The following is a 21,547-nucleotide window of genomic DNA, read 5'->3' as shown; positions in this document are numbered from 1 at the left end:
TTCATATGCTGAACATTCGTACATTTACGCTCGGGCCGCTGCAAACCAACGCCTACCTGTTACAGGGAGAGGACCCGAGTAAAGCTGTTATTGTTGATCCGGGTATGAACCCTGGCCCGCTGCTCAAAGCAATTCAGGATTTGGAGATCGAGGCGATTCTTCTGACCCATGCTCATTTTGATCATATTGGTGGTGTAGAAGAGATTCGTAAGCTGAAGGGATGCCCTGTATATTTGCATGATCTGGAAAGTGACTGGCTGACTACAGCCAAGCTGAACGGATCATTGAATTGGCCGCAGGTAACACCACCGATCACTGCCGCTCCGGCAGAATTTGCTCTGGATGAGGGTCAGAAGCTGCAGCTGATTGGTCATACGTTTCAGGTGTACCATACCCCTGGACATTCTCCAGGCAGTGTAAGTTTGTTATGCGGGGATGATCTGTTTGCTGGAGATGTACTATTCCGGATGGGCGTAGGTAGAACAGACCTGACAGGTGGACGTGAACGTGATTTGGTGGATTCCATTCAGAACAAGCTGTACCGGTTCCCCGATGAGGTTAAAGTATATCCGGGTCACGGTCCCAAAACGACAATAGGGTACGAGAAACAAAACAACCCTTATGTTCCGGCAATATGATTCGACAGAATATGTGAATTAAGTCTGGACAAGTGTCGGATTTTTCATTAGAATAGCAATTAGTTGTTACAAGCGTTAAGGCATCACTTAACTAAAGCGTTGAATAGATACACCCAAACTCGCGAAGCACGCAGACTGTGGTCCATACCCGGTTTGCGTTCTTTTTTTGTTTTCAGCCGTTTTTCGGCAGAAATCGTAATTATAAAGGCCCAAAATAAGCAGCGCCAGCGAAAGAACATAACAGTGAAGGTTTACATAATAGTTACAGAACAAGAGAACGATTAATTCTAGGTGAACGAGAGTGAGGGAGATCGATGTGGAGAAAATAAACACGTTTCAGCCGAAGCAGCTGCCGGAGTATACATGTCTTGATGATCGACGAATCGAACTGCATTCCGTCATACGTTCCATGATTAAGGAAACAGCTTATCAGAAAGATTACATATGGAATACCAGTCCGATTCATATTTGCAGCCCTGATTCAGCTCATACTGACTCAAGCGGGTCAGTTTTACAAAATAAAAATGCAGATCATTTGGAACTGGTTGATTTAAAAACGGACATGGCGAACAGAGCCCGCAGGCTGCGGCAAAATGTGTGGAACAGCCGTGTGTTGAAAAACGGGGCCCGGAACCAGCGGTGGTTCGACAAACTGCAGGATTACCGAAATGGAGTCTGATTGCCCGGGAAATTGTCGTATGCATTTAATTATTTTTACAAAGATTGAATCCTCAATTGAACGTTTCGGCGGAGCCTGTCGTATAACCTTAAGATTGAGCAGGAAGTGGGTGATCATCATGATGAAAACAGCCGAACTGGAGGAAGTGCGAAGAGCGGCAGAGGGAGACGACAGTGCACTTGCGGCCTTATTGCAGCGCCATTACTCGTTTGTTTATAAATACTTGGTTAAAGTCACGATGGACCCTAACCTCGCTGAAGAGATTGTGCAGGATACGATGGTTCGCTGCATGGAAAACATTCGGCGTTATGATGGTCGTTCAGCGTTTTCCTCATGGATGATCACCATTGCAACCCGGATTTACATTGATCGAACCAGGCGAAGGAAAAGAGAACAGAACTGGCTTGAGCTGATTCGTCATCAGGCGATCCGCCGTTTTCGCTGGCAGCTCGAAAGTCGAAATGAGGAATGGACGGATGTGATGGATGCGATGACGAGGCTTACGCCTGAGCATCGCATTGCTGTGCTGCTGAAACATTATTACGGGTATGGATACGAGGAAATCGGGGAGATGCTGGGCATTCCAGCCGGAACAGCAAAGTCACGGACAGCTTATGGCCTCCGCCAATTGAGAAAGGAGCTGGAATAGAATGAGCAGGCCGAATAATACATCGGAGCAGGAAGTGGTACAGCGATTGCAGCAGTCTATGAAGGCGCTGGACGATGTCTGCGAACCGGCAGATATTCCTTCGCTGGCAGCACTTGAATCTCGTGCCAGAGAGCAAAGACGTATGAAGCGCAGAACCAATATAATTGAAATTCTTTTCTTCTGGCTCACTGCACTGATGGTAATTACTTTGGGTGTGTTGTTATTTCTTTCTTCTCCTGCCGTATACTTGGGGATACAAGTGCTGAGTACAATCATTGCCTTCATTGCAGCGGCGTTCTGGTTTATCCGGCAGCGGAAGGAGGCGGCGCGCCATGAATAAACTTCACTATTCATTGAGCGAAATTCATCCGGTAATGCTGGTGATGCTTGCGCTGCTGCTTTTGTTTCAAGGCACATGGATGTTTCAAGATGCACGTAGTCGCGGCCGCTTTCCTTGGTTATGGGGATTGTGGGGCATTACCAGCGTGCCCGGACCTCTGATGATTTATTGGTTGGTTGTGATTCGTACAGACCGTAAACGACACAGGCGGAAGTAAACATAACAGATGATATGGGAACGAGCAGCTGCGGTTGCGAATATCTTCAGAAAGATTTTGCACAAATATGTTGTTTAAATCTAGTATTCCTAGACATCGCTATTCTTTTCTAGTAGACTATACAAATAAATAATAATGATAGACTACCAGGAGGTTAGACGATGCTGCGATTAGGAGAGAAGGTTGTCATCGTCGCGGATGCGTTTGAGCAGAATCTTCCTGTGGGGGAATATGGATACATCATCGCTTATGACCGGAATCCGGACAATGCGTTCGATTACGTGCTTCGAGTGCCGCTGGTTAATCGGAATTTTTTCGTTCCATCCGGCGACGTCGATCTGGAAGAGGTTCTGCTGAAGCAGGAAGCTGAGCGGGTCGAGCGAGAAGCGTTGATAGATTACGCCCTTGCGACACATAATGAGAGACTGTTTCATCAATTGATGAATGGTGAGCCTCAAGCTGTGGAAGAAGAAGAGGAAACCGCGAATGATGTCATGTCCCAGGCGGATTTTATAAAGCAGGTTAATCTGCGTGCATGGATTTAAACATTAGAATGTTCAGGAGTCGGCTGATGCCGGCTCCTTTTTTGCATTTGCATTGAATTGTCGAACTATCTCACCTATAATTAGAAAAGTTATCTTGAGACTTTAGCCCGTTAAACGAACGCCTTGTTTTCAGTGGATGGTCTCAGGCACAGAACGAATGAAGGAGGCATCCGGTAATGAGTATTTCGAATAATGACGTTCAGCATGTGGCCAAGCTGGCCCGGCTTAATCTGACTGCTGAAGAAGAACAGACGCTGACAGGTCAGCTGAACGCGATCTTAAAATATGCAGAGAAGCTGAATGAACTGGACACGACAAACATTGAGCCAACAACTCACGTTTTGCATGTCAGCAACGTGATGCGTGAAGACGAAACCAAGGAAAGCCTGTCCATAGAACAGGTGATGCATAACGCACCAGAAGAAGAAGACGGGCAGTTTAAAGTGCCTGCTGTTATGGAATAACGGACAATTGGAAGGAGGACAAGTACTGTGAGTTTATTTGAACAATCGCTGCCTGAGTTACATAACAAGCTGCACGCCAAGGAGCTGTCGGTCAGCGATCTGGTGAATCAGGCTTATCAGAATATTGGTGCGCATGATGACAAAGTGAAAGCTTATTTGACATTGGACGAGGAGAACGCCCGCGCCCGCGCCCGTCAGCTGGATGACCGTCTTGTCAGCGGTGAGGAGAAAGGTTTGCTCTTTGGTTTACCTGTAGGCATTAAGGATAACATCGTGACGAACGGACTTCGCACGACCTGTGGAAGTCAATTCCTTCGCAATTTCGACCCGGTGTATGATGCAACGGTTGTCGAGAAGCTTAAGGCAGCGGATACAGTAACCCTGGGTAAACTTAATATGGACGAATTTGCCATGGGCGGTTCCAACGAGAATTCCAGCTTCTCCCCTGTGCATAATCCTTGGGCACTTGATCGTGTCCCAGGTGGTTCCTCAGGTGGATCTGCTGCAGCGGTTGCTGCGGGAGAAGCGTACTTCACACTTGGATCAGACACGGGCGGTTCTATTCGTCAGCCTGCTTCCTATTGCGGAATCGTCGGTTTAAAGCCTACTTATGGACTGGTTTCCCGTTTTGGCTTGGTGGCCTTTGCATCATCCCTCGACCAAATCGGACCACTGACCAAAAATGTAGAAGATTCTGCTTATGTGTTGCAAGCCATTGCCGGTTATGATGCTAAAGATTCGACATCTGCCAAGGTAGATATTCCGGATTACTTGAGCGGACTGACAGGGGATGTCAAAGGATTGCGTATTGCCGTACCGAAGGAATACATCGGTGAAGGTGTAGACCCGCAAGTAAAAGAGAAAGTTCTTGCTGCACTGAACGTGCTGGAGGGACTTGGAGCGACATGGGAAGAGGTATCCTTGCCGCATACCGAATATGCAGTAGCTACCTATTATCTGCTCGCTTCTTCTGAGGCGTCTTCCAACTTGGCTCGTTTTGACGGTGTACGTTACGGTGTGCGTGCGGACAATCCGGAGAATTTGCTGGATCTGTACCACCAGTCCAGAAGTCAGGGCTTTGGTCCGGAAGTAAAACGACGTATTATGCTCGGAACCTATGCACTCAGCTCCGGTTACTATGATGCGTATTATTTGAAAGCTCAAAAAGTGCGCACACTGATCAAACAGGATTTTGATGATGTTTTTGCCAAGTATGATGTCATTATTGGGCCTACTGCTCCTACAACGGCATTTAAGCTGGGTTCTCAAGTGGACAACCCGCTTACGATGTATCTGAATGACATTTTGACGATTCCAGTCAGCCTAGCGGGTGTTCCGGCGATCAGCATTCCTTGCGGATTTGCAGATGGTCTGCCTGTTGGCTTGCAGATTATTGGTAAAGCTTTTGACGAAACAACCGTACTGCGCGTCGCGCATGCGTACGAACAAAATACAGCATTCCACAAGCAGCGTCCGCAGCTGTAGACTGCCCGGAACGGAGGTAAATGAGAAATGTCCGCATCTAAATATGAAACGGTCGTTGGACTTGAAGTCCACGTGGAGCTGCATACCAACTCCAAAATTTTCTGCGGCTGCTCCACCGCTTTTGGAGCCCCGCCCAATACACACACCTGCCCGGTATGTCTCGGACATCCGGGCGTACTGCCAGTCCTGAATCGTCAGGCTGTGGATTATGCAATGAAAGCAGCTATGGCCCTCAACTGCACGATTGCTGATGTCAGCAAGTTTGATCGCAAAAACTACTTTTACCCTGACTCACCAAAGGCGTATCAAATTTCGCAATTTGATCAGCCGATCGGTGAGAATGGCTGGATCGATATTGAAGTCAATGGCGAGACGAAACGGATCGGCATTACCCGGCTGCATCTGGAAGAAGACGCCGGAAAGCTCACACACGTGGATGGCAGTTATGCATCACTTGTGGATTTCAACCGTGTAGGAACTCCGCTGGTGGAGATTGTATCCGAACCGGAAATTTCTTCCCCGGAAGAAGCACGTGCGTATTTGGAAAAACTGCGTGCCATTATGCAGTACTGCGACGTATCGGACGTGAAGATGGAAGAAGGTTCACTGCGTTGCGACGCCAACATCAGCTTGCGTCCGATTGGACAAGAGAAGCTGGGCACTCGTGCAGAGCTGAAAAACATGAACTCCTTCCGCGGTGTACAGCGCGGTTTGGAATATGAGCAGTACCGTCAGGCTGAAATTCTCGATGACGGCGGAGAAGTGGTTCAGGAGACACGCCGCTGGGACGAGTCTCAGGGTAAAACGCTGTCGATGCGCGGGAAAGAACAAGCGCATGATTATCGTTATTTCCCAGACCCGGATCTCGTAAAGCTGCATATTGATGCCGAATGGAAGGAACGCATCCGTGCCTCTATTCCCGAGCTGCCAGATCAGCGTAAAGCCCGGTATACATCAGATTATGGCCTGCCGAGTTATGATGCCGAGGTTATCACTTCCTCCAAAGCCATTGCAGATCTGTTTGAAGACAGTCTGAAATATACGCAGGATGCCAAATCCGTCTCCAACTGGATTATGGGTGACTTGTTGGGTTATCTCAACACTAATAACCTCGAGGTAACACAGGTTCCTTTGACAGGCCAAGGACTCGGCGAGATGATCGGCTTGCTGGAGAAGGGAACCATTAACAGTAAAATCGCCAAAACGGTATTCAAGGAAATGCTGGAGAGCGGCAAGCTTCCGCAGCAGATCGTTGAAGAGAAAGGCCTTGTGCAGATCAGTGACGAGGGAGCGATCCTTGCCATTGTAGAGCAGGTCGTTGCAAACAACCCGCAATCGGTTGAGGATTATAAGGCCGGTAAACAAAAAGCCATCGGTTTCCTCGTAGGTCAGGTGATGAAAGAAAGTAAAGGCAAGGCAAATCCAGCCCTCGCCAATCAACTGCTTGCAGATGTACTGAACCGCTAATCCTTCCGGTGAGGCCGGACAGAAAGAGGCTCGTCCCTGTGACAGCCTCTTTTTTGATATAAAATACTCAGAAGTCCGTTATTCATTTAACGGTTGATCCAGCCTGATGCGAGGAGCTGCTTAACGATGAAAATTCAATCGTTGTCACTGCATGATGAAGACATGTTAGCCCAGTTGTGGAGGCTGCAGCATATGGCTTACCGACTGGAAGCCAAGATTATCGGATTTCAAGACATTCCGCCTCTCCTGGATACGATGGAAACCCTGCAGCACTGCGGAGAAACATTCTACGGAAGTGTTGATGAGCAGGATGGAGAGCTCCTTGGCGCTGTAGCTGTAATGGAGGAAGAGCGGGACACACTAACGATTACTCGTATGATGGTACATCCCAACCATTTCCGCAAGGGGATAGCCGCATCGTTAATGGAGCACGTTTTCAAAGAACATCCTAATCTGTCTCGGTACATCGTTTCCACAGGAACGCTTAATACAGCTGCTGTAAATTTGTATACGAAGTTCGGATTTGAGCCTGTGGAAGCAGCACAGATTGCACCTGGAGTGGAATTAACAACATTTCATAAGAATAGGCTTTAAGCATGTGAACAACTTAGAGGAGGAACTACGACGTTGAGCAATCCTTGGTTTATTGATGAATGGCATATTTTGCTTCGTTTACTGTTGGCAATGCTGCTTGGCGGACTGGTCGGTCTGGAACGTGAGAGATCGAACCATGCAGCCGGGCTTCGAACGCACATTCTGGTTTGTCTGGGGTCTGCACTGATTATGATGCTGTCTATTTATGGATTTAAAGATTTTGCACATGAATTAAATGTACGGATTGACCCGGCGCGTCTTGCTACAGCGGTCATAACCGGTGTCGGATTTTTGGGTGCAGGAACGATTCTTTTCACAGGAAAATCGATCACCGGGCTCACAACGGCTGCTTCGATATGGGTGGTTGCCGCGATTGGTCTTGCTGCGGGTGCAGGATTCTTCTTTGCTTCCATCGTTTCGACCGTGCTCGTCCTTTTAAATCTATGGGTGTTTAACAAATTAGAACTGAGATATCTGCGCGGCAGCAAGCTGCATGTCATTACCCTCCACACGTTGTCTGAGCCAGGGACACTAGAGAAGGTATCGTCTTTTATGGAGCAGGAGAAGATCAAAATCCGTAAAATTACAGTGAATGAGCAGGATTTGGCTTTTGCAGAAGTAACCTCTGTTGAACGAAAAATAGAAATTGTGCTGCACGTTCAAGTGCCGCATGAATTTAAAACGATACAGATTGTCTCCAAACTAAGACAGTGGGAACACATGACCAAAGTGTCGATTGAATAAAGGAAATCATAACCCTCCGAGTACAGGAATGGCGGAGGGTTTTTCTTAATATCCATTTTTATTCCAGTTACTCTTCTGGCGCTTTAGGGTACTATCTAACCAAATGCATGATGAGGGGAATCGGTCATTTTCCGATGGAAGGAGCATGTTATGAAGAAGCGTCATCCGGGCAGCAAAGGAACGGGAAAAACGAGACAAACAAGAAAGCATAGAAAGCCCAAAACGGTACAGAAAAAAACACATAAGTTTATTGCCGGGCTGCTGAGTGCCATCATCCCAGGTTTGGGACATATCTATTTACGTCTGTATATGCGGGGGTTGACTTTTATACTGCTGGTATTACTTGATTTGTCTGCTCTTTTGTATTTCTCGTCCATTGGCATACAGATAAATGTACCTCTGTTAATTTTGCTGGCTCTCTGTATTCCGGTCATTTATTTCTACAATGTCTATGATGTGCTGCAGTCGGCTGATTGGGTGATGATGCGCAGGCGCCGGGCTGTAACCCAAGCAAATACGGACAAGCCGCTGTCTGGTGAGCGTTCTGAACGGGAACGAGTGATGGTGTGGGAGCGAGGCATTTCGTTTGGGCTCTTGTTAATTGTGGGAGGATCACTGATGGTGCTGTTTTTCCGGAAACCACGCTGGTTTCAAGAGATTATTGCGATGTACGGCGGATATGCTTTTGCAGTGCTGATGATCGCAGGCGGCTTGCTGCTGTTTGGCCGGGAATTCTGGGTTATGCTGCGCAGGAAGAGAACATAGGGAACGGATAGGGATGGAAGGAGTGAAAGGAATGAACCTTAAAATCCGGGTTGGACGTTTTACGGCTGCAGTCTTGATCGCGGTCATTGGTGTATTGCTCATATTGGATAAACAGTGGGGGACGGACTACCTCTACGAAATAGTGGATTGGTGGCCATTTTTACTTGTGGCACTTGGTGTGGAATGGATTATTTTATTCCTATGGACACGTAGAAGAGGCAGTCGAGATTCAGATCGTTCAGCCCAGTCGGATGAACGTCAAAAGATTCGTTTCAGACCGGATGCCAAAGGCATTCTGACGTCTTTAATTTTGACGGCTTCTGTATTTATTGTGACTGAACAGGATCACTACATGCATCTATGGAACCGGGTTAGTCTGAATTTGGGGGCTGCTTCAATGGACTACAGTCAGGCTGCCGGATACAAGGAAGAGAAAGAAACGATTGGAGTACCTGTTGGTATGGATACTTCGAACATCGTCGTTGAAGGTGTGAACGGAGATATTTCGCTGCAGCGCGGAGATACGGATGAGATTCAAGTGAAAACTGTTGTATGGGTAGACCAAACGTCTGATGTGCAGGCCAAGGCGGTCGCGGCAGCTTCTTTTGTAGAGGCCGAAGGGACCAAGGTCATTCATATTAAAGCGACAGGCAAAGCGTATGGTGAAAATGAAAAAACGCAGCCGCGTATGAATATGACAGTTATCGTTCCAGACGACCGCCGCTTCAATCTCGATATTCGGACATCCAATGGCGCGATATTGTTGAATCGTCCTGAAGCCATTAGTACCATCTTTGCCGAGACGGGCAACGGGCGAATTCGTATTACGAATGCGGTCGGCGATATTAAGGGCAAAACACTGAATGGCGACGTGATCATTGCCAAGGCGATCGGGAATGTGGACATGGACAGCAACCGCGGGGATATGAAGGCACGTGGCGTTTCGGGAGATGTGAATTTGACTACACAAGTAGGCAGTATCAGCATTACTGACTCATTTGGTGAGTTCACAGCTGATACCCGGAACGGCAATATTACGCTGGATGGTGCCAATCTGGGCGTTAAAGCTCAGTCCCTCAATGGCAGTATTAACATCGTCTCTACCAAAGTTGGCGGAGATTGGGATGTGTACAGTGCAGTTGGAGCAATTAACGTTATGATCCCCGAGCGCGGTGATTATAGTTTGACCGGCTCCAGCAGTTACGGTGATTTGCGGACGGATATGCCGTTTAACGTCAAAAACAAAACGATTGAAGGGCAGCTTGGTGAAGGAGAATACACAATTAAAATTGAAGGAAACAGTGATCTTGCAGTGCAGCGTAATCCTGACGTTCCCGTACCTGAAACGAATCGCATCGAAACAAGCGAAACGAATGCGGATGGGCAGCAGGAGACGGATGGAGGGACAAATCCCCAAGGGAACACAACGGAAGTTCCCACATCGCCGCGTTGACAATAAACTTGCAATCGCCGTACAATAAATATACACTGGCAAGGTTACATGACGTGAAAGAGCGTGTTTCGTTGTGAACGGCCGGAAATAACACTCTGTATGGAGGGTGGAGAGATCCCTTTTTCAAGCAGAGAAAGAAAGGTAAGGCGGTGGGCTTTATGGCAACACGTGTCCAACATGCGTTGGAGCAGCTCAAAACGACCGGTGTCCGTATTACACCCCAGCGTCATGCCATATTAAACTATCTGATGGAATCGATGGGGCATCCGACAGCCGATGAGATTTACCGGGCACTTGAACCCCAATTTCCAAGTATGAGCGTGGCGACAGTATATAACAATCTGAAAATGTTTCTGGAAGCAGGTATGGTCCGGGAACTGACCTACGGAGATAATTCAAGCCGTTTTGATGCCAATGTCACGGATCATTATCATGTGATATGTGATCAATGCGGCAAGATTGAAGACTTCAGCTATCCTTCGTTAAAGAGTGTTGAGCTTCAGGCAGAATCGAGTACGGGATTTGAAGTACATGGTCACCGATTGGAAGTATATGGTGTGTGCAAAAGTTGCAGGAACCAATAGAGATGATTTACAATATTGACGTGTGGAATTCAGTATGGATTCTTCACGTTTTTTATTTATAAAGGTATTGGAAGCAGGCGGCCTTATGGTTAATCAATAGTTTTGGGATCTTACTATCATGAATGGAATTTACGGAGGTAGTCGTTTGGGTAGAAAAAGTATATATACGCGTCGTAAACGACGTTCATTTTGGCCGGGATTGCTTGGAGCCTTTCTCGTGGCTGGCGGAGCTTATTGGCTGATTACCAGCGTTTGGTTGAATAAAGTCTATGAAGACCCGGATTGGCTCGGTAGAAATCAGCCTATTTTTGTAGATGGACAGCTTATGGATGAGGAAGCTTCAGGTAAAGGTGAGCAGCTTAAACTGCCTGTAAAAGTACTCCAGGAAACGATTGATCCAGGCATACGATATGAGCCGGATTCAGGTGATATTATTATTGCTTCTCCGGAGCGCGTGCTTCATATGAAAGAAGGCAGCAACCAAGCTGAACTGAATCATCGAGATTATCCGCTGAATGTAAAGCCGGAGGTAAAGTCTAATGAAGCGTATATTCCCCTTCAACCGCTGAAGGAGGTATACGGGCTGGCCGTTCAGGAGGACCCAACAACAGGAGCCGTTATTTTGATGCGGGGTGGAGACACGATCCAATACGCAGCTGTAGATACCTTGTCATCGAAAGAAGATCAAACCGTCCCGTTGTATAAGCGTGGAGCTGAGTCTTCACCTATACTTACAGATATGCAGCAGAACACAAGAGTAAGGGTATGGCAGACGGGGAAAGATCAGAGTTTTGTGCAGATGGATAATGGATATGCCGGATATGTAGATAATGATCATCTCGTTCTGGGCGAGAAAAAGACGCTGGACACACCGAAGTTTACACCCACTGCGGCGGAGAAAAAGTGGAAAAACAAACCTGTGAATCTGGTATGGGAAGCTGTATACAATCGTCAGCCTGACGTAAGTTCCATTGGGAAAATGCCTGGGGTTAATGTAGTAAGCCCAACATGGTTCCATATTACAGATGGGAATGGGACAGTGAAAAGCAAAGGGAATGCATCTTATGTGAACTGGGCCCATCGTTCTGGAATGGAAGTATGGGGGTTAATGGACAACAGTTTTGATCCGGAAATCACCAAGGAGGCGCTATCTACTTACGCTAAGCGTACACACATCATTGAACAGATGCTGGACTATGCCGGAACGTTCCGGCTGGACGGTATAAATATCGATTTTGAGAATGTGCATACCGAAGATGGACCGAATGTGACTCAGTTTGTACGTGAAATGAAGGCGATGGCCCGTATTCATGGATTGATGTTATCTGTGGATGTTACGCCAAAATCGAATAGCGAAATGTGGTCTGCCTTTTTAGATCGTCGCGGATTAGGCGCGTTTGCCGATTATATCGTGGTGATGGCGTATGACGAGCACTGGGCTGCCAGTCCAAAAGCTGGCTCGGTAGCCTCACTCCCTTGGACGGAGTCTTCGATGCGGCGCATACTAGAAGAAGATGACGTTCCTTCGGACAAGCTGATTATGGCTGTACCTTTGTACACACGGATTTGGACCGAGAAAGCGAATGAACAGGGAGAGATCAAGGTATCCTCCAAAGCAGTAGGTATGAACAGCGTTCAAGAACTGATTCGGGAAAAGAAGCTGAAACCTGTACTGGATCAGGCAAGCGGACAAAACTATGTGGAGTACAAGGAAGACGGTGCCGTCAAAAAGATCTGGATTGAAGATGTGGTATCCCTGCAAGCGCGGGTGGAGCTTATTGCTTCGTTAAGACTCGGGGGTGTGGCTGCGTGGAACAGAAGTTTTGCCAATGCCTCGGCATGGGAAACACTCAAACAAGCAGGTTACTCTAAATAATTTTTGAACTCATCATACACATCATTGGCAGTATGGAAAAAGCCCCGGTAGTGGATACCGGGGCTTTTTATGTTACAACTGCTGTGCGAGTGTGCATTGATAACGGATACGCTTACAGGATGTAAATTGCGCATCATGTGCATTGCTGGATACCCTGCAGCCGATCTGGAGGGAAGTTCAGACATCAAGTTGTGGGTCGATGAAAAACAGGACAGTGGAAGAAATACAAAAACGGGATTTCAGAGTGAAGCGCAGTTACTTGGAAGTTGCGGCGGGTGGACTAGATGCCTCCAAAGGTTGACTCATCGTGTTTGCTTTGTTTGGATCCATCGTCAGAATCGTATGACAAAACATGCAGCGATCCGTTTTACCCAGCATTTTGGTTAACTTGCCGCATTCCGGACAATCGACCTGTACAGCACTGGTTGAAAGCATGCCAGCCCAGAAATAAATGATTAAACTGCCAAGCATGGCAATAAGGCCAATTACGAGGCCGATGGCGGCAATGACCTTTCCGGCATGTCCCCAGAACACAATTCCTGCCGTCCCGAGTATCATTAGACCCATCCCTAACATGGTTAACAGTAATCCCCAAGTGCGAAAAGCATTAATTTTAGCTGATTTAAAAATCATGAAAAATGCTCCTATCGTATGAGTAGTATTGGACCCGAAAAAGAAGGAAACGCTGTACTTCATGTAGAATTACATTATAACTGACTTGGCGACATTCTGCCATGAATTGTATAAATTGTATGGAGGGAATCGTGGAATTAAAGAACCTTGCTTTTTTGTCTGAACAGTCGGAAGAGACAGGGGCAGTTGGGGCTATCGCTTATTCCCACCCGGGAGAGCGATTCCACGGCTCCCTGATTCAGGATTTTGACTTGCTTGTACTAATTGTGCATAACACAGATCAGCCTATGTCAATCGTCGAACACTACAGATATGGGGATCTTCGTTATCAGTTGATCTATGCAAGCCGTTCCGATCTGCAGACGACGGCAGTTACCGGAGAACATTATAATCTCATGCAGTGTCTGATAGAAGGAGAGATCATCTGGGAAACGGATCATGAGATTAGTTATCTGCGGGAGGAACTGTCTTCATTCGGAAATGAGCTGCGTGAACAAAAGCTGTTTCATGAGTTTACCCGTTTTTTGAAAATGTACGTTGAAGCAAAACGCCATATACAGCAGGGGCATGTTGTGGACGCTTATTATGATGCACTTGAGGCATTGGGAAATTGGGCAAGGATCGTGCTTATTGAGCAGGGGATATATCCCGATCATGCCGTCTGGACTCATGTTGAGCAGTTGGATCGCGCTTTGTGGAAACTGTACCAGGAGCTGACGGTAAGTTCGGAGACGTTGGAGCAGCGTGTTGAGCTGGTACTGCTTGCCTGTGAATTTTCCGTTATGTCCAAAATGGGAGAATGCTCCGAGCTTCTGCTGCGTGTAATAAGAAGTCGCAAAGAGCCATGGAGCATTAATGAGCTTGTCCATCATCCTCAATTAAGGTTTGTTCGTAATGACCTGCCTTTGATTCTTCGTAAGCTGGTGTTTCGTTCTATTGTAAAAGAATCAGCAGGTTGGCCTTCTCTGGAAGGAGAAGGACGGGAAATACGTTATTGGATGGAGACCTGAACCACTCCATTGATCGAATATGTGAAGCTGTGTATAAAGGAGGGGAAACCTTCCTTTTTTGTTTATTTAATAATTTATATATTTAGTGTTGACTCTAGTTATCGTAATATGGTACATTATATTTCGTTCCCCAAATGAGTTGATTCGTGAAAATGATAAAACACATTTGGATGCGGAATGAAGAAAATTAAGTTTTAAAAAAGAATTTTTTAAAAAAGTTCTTGACGAAAACAAACGAAATGTGTTACATTATTCAAGTCGCCGCTGAAACGCGGTAAGACAATGAAGAGGTAAACAAATCATGTTTGATCTTTGAAAACTGAACAACGAGTGAGTTACGATCTTGCTTGCAAGATCGACGCTGAGAAATCGGTATACGTCTTCGGACTGTATGATTTCGAAAGTGAAAATGAGATTTTTAATCTCGTCAGATTCAAAATGAGCTATTCGCTCTTTTCAATACCCCGATGGGTTCCGCAGCGTTTAACCACGCTGACGAAATTCATCTTTATTGGAGAGTTTGATCCTGGCTCAGGACGAACGCTGGCGGCATGCCTAATACATGCAAGTCGAGCGGACTTGAAGAGAAGCTTGCTTCTCGGATGGTTAGCGGCGGACGGGTGAGTAACACGTAGGCAACCTGCCCTCAAGCTTGGGACAACTACCGGAAACGGTAGCTAATACCGAATACTTGTTTTCTTCGCCTGAAGGAAACTGGAAAGACGGAGCAATCTGTCACTTGGGGATGGGCCTGCGGCGCATTAGCTAGTTGGTGAGGTAACGGCTCACCAAGGCGACGATGCGTAGCCGACCTGAGAGGGTGATCGGCCACACTGGGACTGAGACACGGCCCAGACTCCTACGGGAGGCAGCAGTAGGGAATCTTCCGCAATGGGCGAAAGCCTGACGGAGCAATGCCGCGTGAGTGATGAAGGTTTTCGGATCGTAAAGCTCTGTTGCCAGGGAAGAACGCTTGGGAGAGTAACTGCTCTCAAGGTGACGGTACCTGAGAAGAAAGCCCCGGCTAACTACGTGCCAGCAGCCGCGGTAATACGTAGGGGGCAAGCGTTGTCCGGAATTATTGGGCGTAAAGCGCGCGCAGGCGGTCATGTAAGTCTGGTGTTTAATCCCGGGGCTCAACCCCGGATCGCACTGGAAACTGCGTGACTTGAGTGCAGAAGAGGAGAGTGGAATTCCACGTGTAGCGGTGAAATGCGTAGAGATGTGGAGGAACACCAGTGGCGAAGGCGACTCTCTGGGCTGTAACTGACGCTGAGGCGCGAAAGCGTGGGGAGCAAACAGGATTAGATACCCTGGTAGTCCACGCCGTAAACGATGAATGCTAGGTGTTAGGGGTTTCGATACCCTTGGTGCCGAAGTTAACACATTAAGCATTCCGCCTGGGGAGTACGGTCGCAAGACTGAAACTCAAAGGAATTGACGGGGACCCGCACAAGCAGTGGAGTATGTGGTTTAATTCGAAGCAACGCGAAGAACCTTACCAGGTCTTGACATCCAACTAACGAGGCAGAGATGCGTTAGGTGCCCTTCGGGGAAAGTTGAGACAGGTGGTGCATGGTTGTCGTCAGCTCGTGTCGTGAGATGTTGGGTTAAGTCCCGCAACGAGCGCAACCCTTGATCTTAGTTGCCAGCACTTCGGGTGGGCACTCTAAGGTGACTGCCGGTGACAAACCGGAGGAAGGTGGGGATGACGTCAAATCATCATGCCCCTTATGACCTGGGCTACACACGTACTACAATGGCCGGTACAACGGGCAGTGAAGCCGCGAGGTGGAACCAATCCTAAAAAGCCGGTCTCAGTTCGGATTGCAGGCTGCAACTCGCCTGCATGAAGTCGGAATTGCTAGTAATCGCGGATCAGCATGCCGCGGTGAATACGTTCCCGGGTCTTGTACACACCGCCCGTCACACCACGAGAGTTTATAACACCCGAAGTCGGTGGGGTAACCGCAAGGAGCCAGCCGCCGAAGGTGGGATAGATGATTGGGGTGAAGTCGTAACAAGGTAGCCGTATCGGAAGGTGCGGCTGGATCACCTCCTTTCTATGGAGAATCGTCTTCTGCAATGAAGACATTCAAAAAAGTCTTCAGGAAGCATGCTTCCGAAGCGAGCTTTACTTCGTAAAGCTTTCAACTCACTCGTTGCTCAGTTTTGAGAGCTCAAACTCTCAATCATCTCGTTTTTTCGACGGACACCGATGGTGAACGGCCCGAAGAAACCGATTTGTTCTTTGAAAACTAGATATCGAAACGAAACAAACGCGAATTAGAACATTCCTTTTAGGGATGAATGCTGGCTCGGTTCAAGTAACCGAACAACAATCATCCAAGCTGAACTTGTGTCAACAAGTGAAAGTGTTTTATAAGGTAGATTGCTGGAGCGAGTGATCGAAATGGAGCGACTTTTGGCTTTGAACGAAGTTCAAAACAAGGGAAGCGACAGCTCGAACACGAGCGACTTGGTTAAGCTGCTAAGAGCACACGGAGGATGCCTAGGCGCTAGGAGCCGATGAAGGACGTGGCGAACAACGATACTGCCTCGGGGAGCTGTAAGCAAGCTTTGATCCGGGGATGTCCGAATGGGGAAACCCAGCTGGGGTAATATCCAGTTACTCACAACTGAATACATAGGTTGTGCAGAGGCATACCAGGGGAACTGAAACATCTAAGTACCCTGAGGAAGAGAAAACAATAGTGATTCCGTCAGTAGCGGCGAGCGAACGCGGAGAAGCCCAAACCAAAGAGCTTGCTCTTTGGGGTTGTGGGACGTCTCACATGGAGTTACAAAGGAACCGGTTAAGCGAAGAGGTCTGGAAAGGCCCGCCAAAGAAGGTAAAAGCCCTGTAATTGAAAGTCTGTTCCCTCCGAGACGGATCCCGAGTAGTGCGGGGCACGTGAAACCCCGTATGAATCCGGCAGGACCATCTGCCAAGGCTAAATACTTCCTAGCGACCGATAGTGAAGCAGTACCGTGAGGGAAAGGTGAAAAGCACCCCGGAAGGGGAGTGAAATAGAACCTGAAACCGTGTGCTTACAAAAAGTCAGAGCCCGTTTTAGGGGTGATGGCGTGCCTTTTGTAGAATGAACCGGCGAGTTACGTTCCCGTGCAAGGTTAAGGTGAAGAGCCGGAGCCGCAGCGAAAGCGAGTCTGAATAGGGCGAATGAGTACGTGGACGTAGACCCGAAACCGGGTGATCTACCCCTGTCCAGGGTGAAGGTGCGGTAACACGCACTGGAGGCCCGAACCCACGCACGTTGAAAAGTGCGGGGATGAGGTGGGGGTAGCGGAGAAATTCCAATCGAACTCGGAGATAGCTGGTTCTCCCCGAAATAGCTTTAGGGCTAGCCTCGGAAAACAGAGTCGTGGAGGTAGAGCACTGATTGGGTGCGGGGCCCGCAAGGGTTACCAAGCTCAGTCAAACTCCGAATGCCATAGACTTACTTCCGGGAGTCAGACAGTGAGTGCTAAGATCCATTGTCAAAAGGGAAACAGCCCAGACCATCAGCTAAGGTCCCCAAGTGTGTGTTAAGTGGGAAAGGATGTGGAGTTGCACAGACAACCAGGATGTTGGCTTAGAAGCAGCCATCATTGAAAGAGTGCGTAATAGCTCACTGGTCGAGTGACTCTGCGCCGAAAATGTAACGGGGCTAAACACACCACCGAAGCTATGGCTTGATGCTTGCATCAGGGGTAGGGGAGCGTTGTATAAGGGTTGAAGGTGTACCGTAAGGAGCGCTGGACATTATACAAGTGAGAATGCCGGTATGAGTAACGAAAAGATCAGTGAGAATCTGATCCGCCGAAAGCCTAAGGGTTCCTGAGGAAGGCTCGTCCGCTCAGGGTAAGTCGGGACCTAAGGCGAGGCCGAAAGGCGTAGTCGAAGGACAACAGGTCGAAATTCCTGTACCACCGTAAATCGTTACGAGCGATGGGGGGACGCAGTAGGGTAGTGACGCAGGCTGATGGATGCCTGTCCAAGCAGTAAGGCTGATGTGTAGGCAAATCCGCACATCATAAGGCTGAGCTGTGATGGGGAGTGAAAATTACAGTAGCGAAGGTCATGATCTCACACTGCCAAGAAAAGCCTCTAGCCAGATGAAGGTGCCCGTACCGCAAACCGACACAGGTAGGCGAGAAGAGAATTCTAAGGCGCGCGGAAGAACTCTCGTTAAGGAACTCGGCAAAATGACCCCGTAACTTCGGGAGAAGGGGTGCCCCGGTAGTGTGAATAGCACGAGGGGGCCGCAGTGAAAAGGCCCAAGCGACTGTTTAGCAAAAACACAGGTCTGTGCGAAGCCGTAAGGCGAAGTATACGGGCTGACGCCTGCCCGGTGCTGGAAGGTTAAGGGGAGTGGTTAGGAGCAATCCGAAGCTGTGAACCGAAGCCCCAGTAAACGGCGGCCGTAACTATAACGGTCCTAAGGTAGCGAAATTCCTTGTCAGGTAAATTCTGACCCGCACGAATGGCGTAACGACTTGGGCGCTGTCTCAACGAGAGATCCGGTGAAATTTTAATACCTGTGAAGATGCAGGTTACCCGCGACAAGACGGAAAGACCCCATGGAGCTTTACTGCAGCTTGATATTGAATTTGGGTACGATCTGTACAGGATAGGTGGGAGCCTTTGAAGCATGAGCGCCAGCTTGTGTGGAGGCACCGTTGGGATACCACCCTGATCGTATCTAGGTTCTAACCTGGTGCCCTTAGCGGGTACGGGGACAGTGTCAGGTGGGCAGTTTGACTGGGGCGGTCGCCTCCTAAAGAGTAACGGAGGCGCCCAAAGGTTCCCTCAGAATGGTTGGAAATCATTCGAAGAGTGCAAAGGCATAAGGGAGCTTGACTGCGAGACCTACAAGTCGAGCAGGGACGAAAGTCGGGCTTAGTGATCCGGTGGTACCGCATGGAAGGGCCATCGCTCAACGGATAAAAGCTACCCTGGGGATAACAGGCTTATCTCCCCCAAGAGTCCACATCGACGGGGAGGTTTGGCACCTCGATGTCGGCTCATCGCATCCTGGGGCTGAAGTAGGTCCCAAGGGTTGGGCTGTTCGCCCATTAAAGCGGTACGCGAGCTGGGTTCAGAACGTCGTGAGACAGTTCGGTCCCTATCTGTCGTGGGCGTAGGAAATTTGAGAGGAGCTGTCCTTAGTACGAGAGGACCGGGATGGACGTACCGCTGGTGTACCAGTTGTTCCGCCAGGAGCACCGCTGGGTAGCTATGTACGGACGGGATAAGCGCTGAAAGCATCTAAGCGTGAAGCCCCCCTCAAGATGAGATTTCCCAGTATGTAAGACCCCTTGAAGACGACGAGGTAGATAGGCTGGGGGTGGAAGTGCAGCAATGCATGGAGCTGACCAGTACTAATCGGTCGAGGGCTTATCCAATAGCAGGTTTTAAGTCGCGTGAGTTTCGTTTCGAATCTAGTTTTCAGAGAACAACACTCTGAAACATATTCCCTGATAGCTCAGTTGGTAGAGCACTCGACTGTTAATCGAGTTGTCACAGGTTCGAGTCCTGTTCGGGGAGCCATGGAGAGGTGTCCGAGCTGGCCGAAGGAGCACGATTGGAAATCGTGTAGGCGTCACAAGCGTCTCGAGGGTTCGAATCCCTCTCTCTCCGCCACAATCTTTTTAGCAAGGCCCGTTGGTCAAGGGGTTAAGACACCTCCCTTTCACGGAGGTAACAGGGGTTCGAATCCCCTACGGGTCATAGTTATCTTAATAACTAAAGCTTGAGATGAGAGAAGCATCTCATCAAAAAAAGACTTGATTTTAATATCAGGTTTGTGGTAAGATCATAAATGTGTTATTCGGAGGCTTAGCTCAGCTGGGAGAGCATCTGCCTTACAAGCAGAGGGTCGGGGGTTCGATCCCCTCAGCCTCCACCATATAATATTTATAATGACGCGGGGTGGAGCAGCCCGGTAGCTCGTCGGGCTCATAACCCGAAGGCCGCAGGTTCAAATCCTGCCCCCGCAATTTAACTTTCCTAACCGAAAGTGATCTGGAACCGTGGTGTAGTTGGCCTAACATGCCTGCCTGTCACGCAGGAGATCGCGGGTTCGAATCCCGTCGGTTCCGCCATTTAAGATTTAACATGAGGGAAGCTGTTCACTAGATCTGCTGTATGGCACTGATGCCCTAGATAAGGTGTAGCAACTCAAGCTTTAACTTTATTGCGGCTCGGTAGCTCAGTCGGTAGAGCAGAGGACTGAAAATCCTCGTGTCGGCGGTTCGATTCCGTCCCGAGCCACCTTTATAGAAAACTTAATATGCCGGTGTAGCTCAACTGGTAGAGCAACTGACTTGTAATCAGTAGGTTGGGGGTTCAAGTCCTCTCGCCGGCACCATGTAATCCTGGAGGATTAGCGAAGTGGCCAAACGCATCAGACTGTAAATCTGCTCCCGTACGGGTTCGGTGGTTCGAATCCATCATCCTCCACCAGTTTTTAGGGGCATAGTTTAAAGGTAGAACAACGGTCTCCAAAACCGTTGGTGTGGGTTCAATTCCTGCTGCCCCTGCCAATTATAATTTAATGAATGTATTCTATATGGCGATCGTGGCGAAGTGGTTAACGCACCGGTTTGTGGATCCGGCATTCGGGGGTTCAATTCCCCTCGATCGCCCCTTTGTTATCTAATGGGGATTAGCCAAGCGGTAAGGCAACGGACTTTGACTCCGTCATGCATAGGTTCAAATCCTATATCCCCAGCCATTACGCGGACGTGGCTCAGCGGTAGAGCATCGCCTTGCCAAGGCGAGGGTCGCGGGTTCGATTCCCGTCGTCCGCTCCATAATAAGGCGCCATAGCCAAGTGGTAAGGCACAGCTCTGCAAAAGCTTTATCCCCAGTTCGAATCTGGGTGGCGCCTCCAGCATATTTTTAGTATATGCACACAGCAAAATAAGCCGGCGTGGCGGAATGGCAGACGCGCTCGACTCAAAATCGAGTGGGAAACCGTGGAGGTTCGAGTCCTCTCGCCGGTATTAATAAAAGAGTTCATTAGAGATAGTCTCTAATGAACTCTTTTTTATTTGGTTTTAGTACCTGATTCAATTAGGTCGTATGAACATAAAATTGCTATGGGGTTCAGGGTACTATTGTGAAATTTTAAAAGTCTCGACTAGATGATGGAAATGATTTTATTGGAGGTCTGCCCACACTTGAAAATCGAACTGATGAAGTTCTTATAGATGCCTTATACTTGCATTTTTCGGACGAAGCAAGATCGCTATTAGTTGTGAAAGAGAAATAAGTTTTATCAACCATACCTGTTCATTTAAATATTTTATTTAGAAAGATGATGGAAAATATTTAAATAAATAATAATATATTGTATAATATGAAATAAGAACGACACGTTTTAAAATTTGGTTTTTGTT

Annotated in this window: 17 protein-coding genes, 15 tRNA genes and 2 rRNA genes; 33 read left to right on the top strand and 1 reads right to left on the bottom strand. The window is 48.2% G+C overall.

Annotated features, from left to right (window positions below; translation table 11 throughout):
- Nucleotides 1–5: 5 nt before the first annotated feature.
- From MKY97_RS24275 to MKY97_RS24205, 15 genes are all read left to right on the top strand, one after another.
- The gene (locus tag MKY97_RS24275; RefSeq protein ID WP_342552777.1) at nucleotides 6–638 is read left to right on the top strand and encodes an MBL fold metallo-hydrolase; all 633 of its coding nucleotides are present in this window, start codon (nucleotides 6–8) and stop codon (nucleotides 636–638) included.
- A gap of 316 nt (nucleotides 639–954) precedes the next feature.
- A complete protein-coding gene (locus tag MKY97_RS24270) occupies nucleotides 955–1,317 on the top strand; it encodes a hypothetical protein (protein WP_342552776.1) in 363 nt (120 codons plus the stop codon).
- 121 nt (nucleotides 1,318–1,438) lie between these two features.
- Complete coding sequence (gene sigY, locus MKY97_RS24265) at nucleotides 1,439–1,966, top strand: RNA polymerase sigma factor SigY (RefSeq protein ID WP_342556444.1); 528 nt, start codon at nucleotides 1,439–1,441, stop codon at nucleotides 1,964–1,966.
- Between the two features lies 1 nt (nucleotide 1,967).
- Nucleotides 1,968–2,306 carry a YxlC family protein gene (locus MKY97_RS24260; protein ID WP_342552775.1) on the top strand — a complete coding sequence of 113 codons (339 nt, stop codon included), beginning with the start codon at nucleotides 1,968–1,970 and terminating at the stop codon, nucleotides 2,304–2,306.
- A complete protein-coding gene (locus MKY97_RS24255) occupies nucleotides 2,299–2,523 on the top strand; it encodes a sigmaY antisigma factor component (RefSeq protein WP_342552774.1) in 225 nt (74 codons plus the stop codon). The genes MKY97_RS24260 and MKY97_RS24255 overlap by 8 nt, the downstream gene beginning before the upstream one ends.
- Nucleotides 2,524–2,684: 161 nt before the next feature.
- Nucleotides 2,685–3,068: an ATPase gene (locus MKY97_RS24250; RefSeq protein ID WP_342552773.1), complete on the top strand. Its 384-nt coding sequence runs from the start codon at nucleotides 2,685–2,687 to the stop codon at nucleotides 3,066–3,068.
- A 176-nt stretch (nucleotides 3,069–3,244) separates the two neighbouring features.
- Entirely contained in the window at nucleotides 3,245–3,532 is a 288-nt protein-coding gene (gatC, locus tag MKY97_RS24245) for an Asp-tRNA(Asn)/Glu-tRNA(Gln) amidotransferase subunit GatC (RefSeq protein WP_342552772.1), read from the top strand.
- Nucleotides 3,533–3,559: 27 nt separating this feature from the next.
- On the top strand, nucleotides 3,560–5,017 hold the full coding sequence (gatA, locus tag MKY97_RS24240) for an Asp-tRNA(Asn)/Glu-tRNA(Gln) amidotransferase subunit GatA (protein WP_342552771.1): 1,458 nt from the start codon (nucleotides 3,560–3,562) through the stop codon (nucleotides 5,015–5,017).
- A 27-nt stretch (nucleotides 5,018–5,044) separates the two neighbouring features.
- A complete protein-coding gene (gene gatB, locus MKY97_RS24235) occupies nucleotides 5,045–6,484 on the top strand; it encodes an Asp-tRNA(Asn)/Glu-tRNA(Gln) amidotransferase subunit GatB (RefSeq protein ID WP_342552770.1) in 1,440 nt (479 codons plus the stop codon).
- 126 nt (nucleotides 6,485–6,610) lie between these two features.
- Complete coding sequence (locus MKY97_RS24230; RefSeq protein ID WP_342552769.1) at nucleotides 6,611–7,078, top strand: GNAT family N-acetyltransferase; 468 nt, start codon at nucleotides 6,611–6,613, stop codon at nucleotides 7,076–7,078.
- 33 nt (nucleotides 7,079–7,111) lie between these two features.
- Nucleotides 7,112–7,822, top strand: a complete 711-nt coding sequence (locus MKY97_RS24225) for an MgtC/SapB family protein (protein WP_342552768.1) — start codon at nucleotides 7,112–7,114, stop codon at nucleotides 7,820–7,822.
- A gap of 150 nt (nucleotides 7,823–7,972) precedes the next feature.
- A complete protein-coding gene (locus MKY97_RS24220) occupies nucleotides 7,973–8,587 on the top strand; it encodes a hypothetical protein (RefSeq protein ID WP_342552767.1) in 615 nt (204 codons plus the stop codon).
- Between the two features lie 31 nt (nucleotides 8,588–8,618).
- Nucleotides 8,619–10,040: a DUF4097 family beta strand repeat-containing protein gene (locus MKY97_RS24215; protein ID WP_342552766.1), complete on the top strand. Its 1,422-nt coding sequence runs from the start codon at nucleotides 8,619–8,621 to the stop codon at nucleotides 10,038–10,040.
- Between the two features lie 158 nt (nucleotides 10,041–10,198).
- Nucleotides 10,199–10,624: a peroxide-responsive transcriptional repressor PerR gene (perR, locus tag MKY97_RS24210; RefSeq protein WP_342552765.1), complete on the top strand. Its 426-nt coding sequence runs from the start codon at nucleotides 10,199–10,201 to the stop codon at nucleotides 10,622–10,624.
- Between the two features lie 145 nt (nucleotides 10,625–10,769).
- Nucleotides 10,770–12,500: a glycosyl hydrolase family 18 protein gene (locus MKY97_RS24205; RefSeq protein WP_342552764.1), complete on the top strand. Its 1,731-nt coding sequence runs from the start codon at nucleotides 10,770–10,772 to the stop codon at nucleotides 12,498–12,500.
- A gap of 255 nt (nucleotides 12,501–12,755) precedes the next feature.
- On the opposite strand, the gene MKY97_RS24200 is transcribed toward MKY97_RS24205, so the two are convergent.
- Nucleotides 12,756–13,133 carry a DUF2614 family zinc ribbon-containing protein gene (locus MKY97_RS24200; RefSeq protein WP_342552763.1) on the bottom strand — a complete coding sequence of 126 codons (378 nt, stop codon included), beginning with the start codon at nucleotides 13,131–13,133 and terminating at the stop codon, nucleotides 12,756–12,758.
- Nucleotides 13,134–13,264: 131 nt separating this feature from the next.
- Here MKY97_RS24200 and MKY97_RS24195 point away from each other — a divergent pair, with 131 nt between their 5' ends.
- The 18 genes from MKY97_RS24195 to MKY97_RS24110 all read left to right on the top strand — a co-directional run bounded on the left by MKY97_RS24195 (nucleotide 13,265) and on the right by MKY97_RS24110 (nucleotide 21,151).
- Entirely contained in the window at nucleotides 13,265–14,143 is an 879-nt protein-coding gene (locus MKY97_RS24195) for a nucleotidyltransferase-like protein (protein WP_342552762.1), read from the top strand.
- A gap of 508 nt (nucleotides 14,144–14,651) precedes the next feature.
- Nucleotides 14,652–16,206 (top strand): 16S ribosomal RNA (locus tag MKY97_RS24190).
- Nucleotides 16,207–16,624: 418 nt separating this feature from the next.
- Nucleotides 16,625–19,549: ribosomal RNA gene (locus MKY97_RS24185) — 23S ribosomal RNA — on the top strand.
- Together the 16S and 23S rRNA genes with 15 tRNA genes alongside form the textbook arrangement of a ribosomal RNA operon.
- 69 nt (nucleotides 19,550–19,618) lie before the next feature.
- Nucleotides 19,619–19,694, top strand: a tRNA-Asn gene (locus MKY97_RS24180).
- 1 nt (nucleotide 19,695) lies between these two features.
- A tRNA-Ser gene (locus tag MKY97_RS24175) sits at nucleotides 19,696–19,787 on the top strand.
- A 15-nt stretch (nucleotides 19,788–19,802) separates the two neighbouring features.
- Nucleotides 19,803–19,874: transfer RNA gene (locus MKY97_RS24170), tRNA-Glu, on the top strand.
- Between the two features lie 102 nt (nucleotides 19,875–19,976).
- Nucleotides 19,977–20,052, top strand: a tRNA-Val gene (locus MKY97_RS24165).
- A 17-nt stretch (nucleotides 20,053–20,069) separates the two neighbouring features.
- Nucleotides 20,070–20,143 (top strand) — tRNA-Met (locus MKY97_RS24160).
- A 27-nt stretch (nucleotides 20,144–20,170) separates the two neighbouring features.
- Nucleotides 20,171–20,248: transfer RNA gene (locus MKY97_RS24155), tRNA-Asp, on the top strand.
- A gap of 96 nt (nucleotides 20,249–20,344) precedes the next feature.
- Nucleotides 20,345–20,417, top strand: a tRNA-Phe gene (locus tag MKY97_RS24150).
- A 21-nt stretch (nucleotides 20,418–20,438) separates the two neighbouring features.
- A tRNA-Thr gene (locus MKY97_RS24145) sits at nucleotides 20,439–20,514 on the top strand.
- 9 nt (nucleotides 20,515–20,523) lie between these two features.
- Nucleotides 20,524–20,609 (top strand) — tRNA-Tyr (locus tag MKY97_RS24140).
- 6 nt (nucleotides 20,610–20,615) lie between these two features.
- Nucleotides 20,616–20,689, top strand: a tRNA-Trp gene (locus tag MKY97_RS24135).
- Nucleotides 20,690–20,718: 29 nt separating this feature from the next.
- Nucleotides 20,719–20,791, top strand: a tRNA-His gene (locus MKY97_RS24130).
- A 14-nt stretch (nucleotides 20,792–20,805) separates the two neighbouring features.
- Nucleotides 20,806–20,880: transfer RNA gene (locus MKY97_RS24125), tRNA-Gln, on the top strand.
- A gap of 4 nt (nucleotides 20,881–20,884) precedes the next feature.
- A tRNA-Gly gene (locus MKY97_RS24120) sits at nucleotides 20,885–20,959 on the top strand.
- A 6-nt stretch (nucleotides 20,960–20,965) separates the two neighbouring features.
- A tRNA-Cys gene (locus MKY97_RS24115) sits at nucleotides 20,966–21,039 on the top strand.
- Nucleotides 21,040–21,072: 33 nt separating this feature from the next.
- A tRNA-Leu gene (locus tag MKY97_RS24110) sits at nucleotides 21,073–21,151 on the top strand.
- The last annotated feature ends 396 nt before the right edge of the window (nucleotides 21,152–21,547 follow it).

The sequence above is a fragment of the Paenibacillus sp. FSL R7-0652 genome (assembly GCF_038595045.1).
In the GTDB taxonomy this organism is placed as follows: domain Bacteria; phylum Bacillota; class Bacilli; order Paenibacillales; family Paenibacillaceae; genus Paenibacillus.
Note: the sequence above shows the minus strand (reverse complement) of the source record. Positions and strands in the feature narration are given on the sequence as shown.

What these genes read in the sequence shown, in the direction of transcription:
- MKY97_RS24275 (WP_342552777.1), top strand. Translation starts at nt 6, where the DNA reads ATGCTGAACATTCGTACATTTACGCTCGGGCCGCTGCAAACCAACGCC.
- sigY (WP_342556444.1), top strand. Translation starts at nt 1,439, where the DNA reads ATGAAAACAGCCGAACTGGAGGAAGTGCGAAGAGCGGCAGAGGGAGAC.
- MKY97_RS24260 (WP_342552775.1), top strand. Translation starts at nt 1,968, where the DNA reads ATGAGCAGGCCGAATAATACATCGGAGCAGGAAGTGGTACAGCGATTG.
- MKY97_RS24255 (WP_342552774.1), top strand. Translation starts at nt 2,299, where the DNA reads ATGAATAAACTTCACTATTCATTGAGCGAAATTCATCCGGTAATGCTG.
- MKY97_RS24250 (WP_342552773.1), top strand. Translation starts at nt 2,685, where the DNA reads ATGCTGCGATTAGGAGAGAAGGTTGTCATCGTCGCGGATGCGTTTGAG.
- gatC (WP_342552772.1), top strand. Translation starts at nt 3,245, where the DNA reads ATGAGTATTTCGAATAATGACGTTCAGCATGTGGCCAAGCTGGCCCGG.
- gatB (WP_342552770.1), top strand. Translation starts at nt 5,045, where the DNA reads ATGTCCGCATCTAAATATGAAACGGTCGTTGGACTTGAAGTCCACGTG.
- MKY97_RS24230 (WP_342552769.1), top strand. Translation starts at nt 6,611, where the DNA reads ATGAAAATTCAATCGTTGTCACTGCATGATGAAGACATGTTAGCCCAG.
- MKY97_RS24220 (WP_342552767.1), top strand. Translation starts at nt 7,973, where the DNA reads ATGAAGAAGCGTCATCCGGGCAGCAAAGGAACGGGAAAAACGAGACAA.
- MKY97_RS24215 (WP_342552766.1), top strand. Translation starts at nt 8,619, where the DNA reads ATGAACCTTAAAATCCGGGTTGGACGTTTTACGGCTGCAGTCTTGATC.
- perR (WP_342552765.1), top strand. Translation starts at nt 10,199, where the DNA reads ATGGCAACACGTGTCCAACATGCGTTGGAGCAGCTCAAAACGACCGGT.
- MKY97_RS24200 (WP_342552763.1), bottom strand. Translation starts at nt 13,133, where the DNA reads ATGATTTTTAAATCAGCTAAAATTAATGCTTTTCGCACTTGGGGATTA.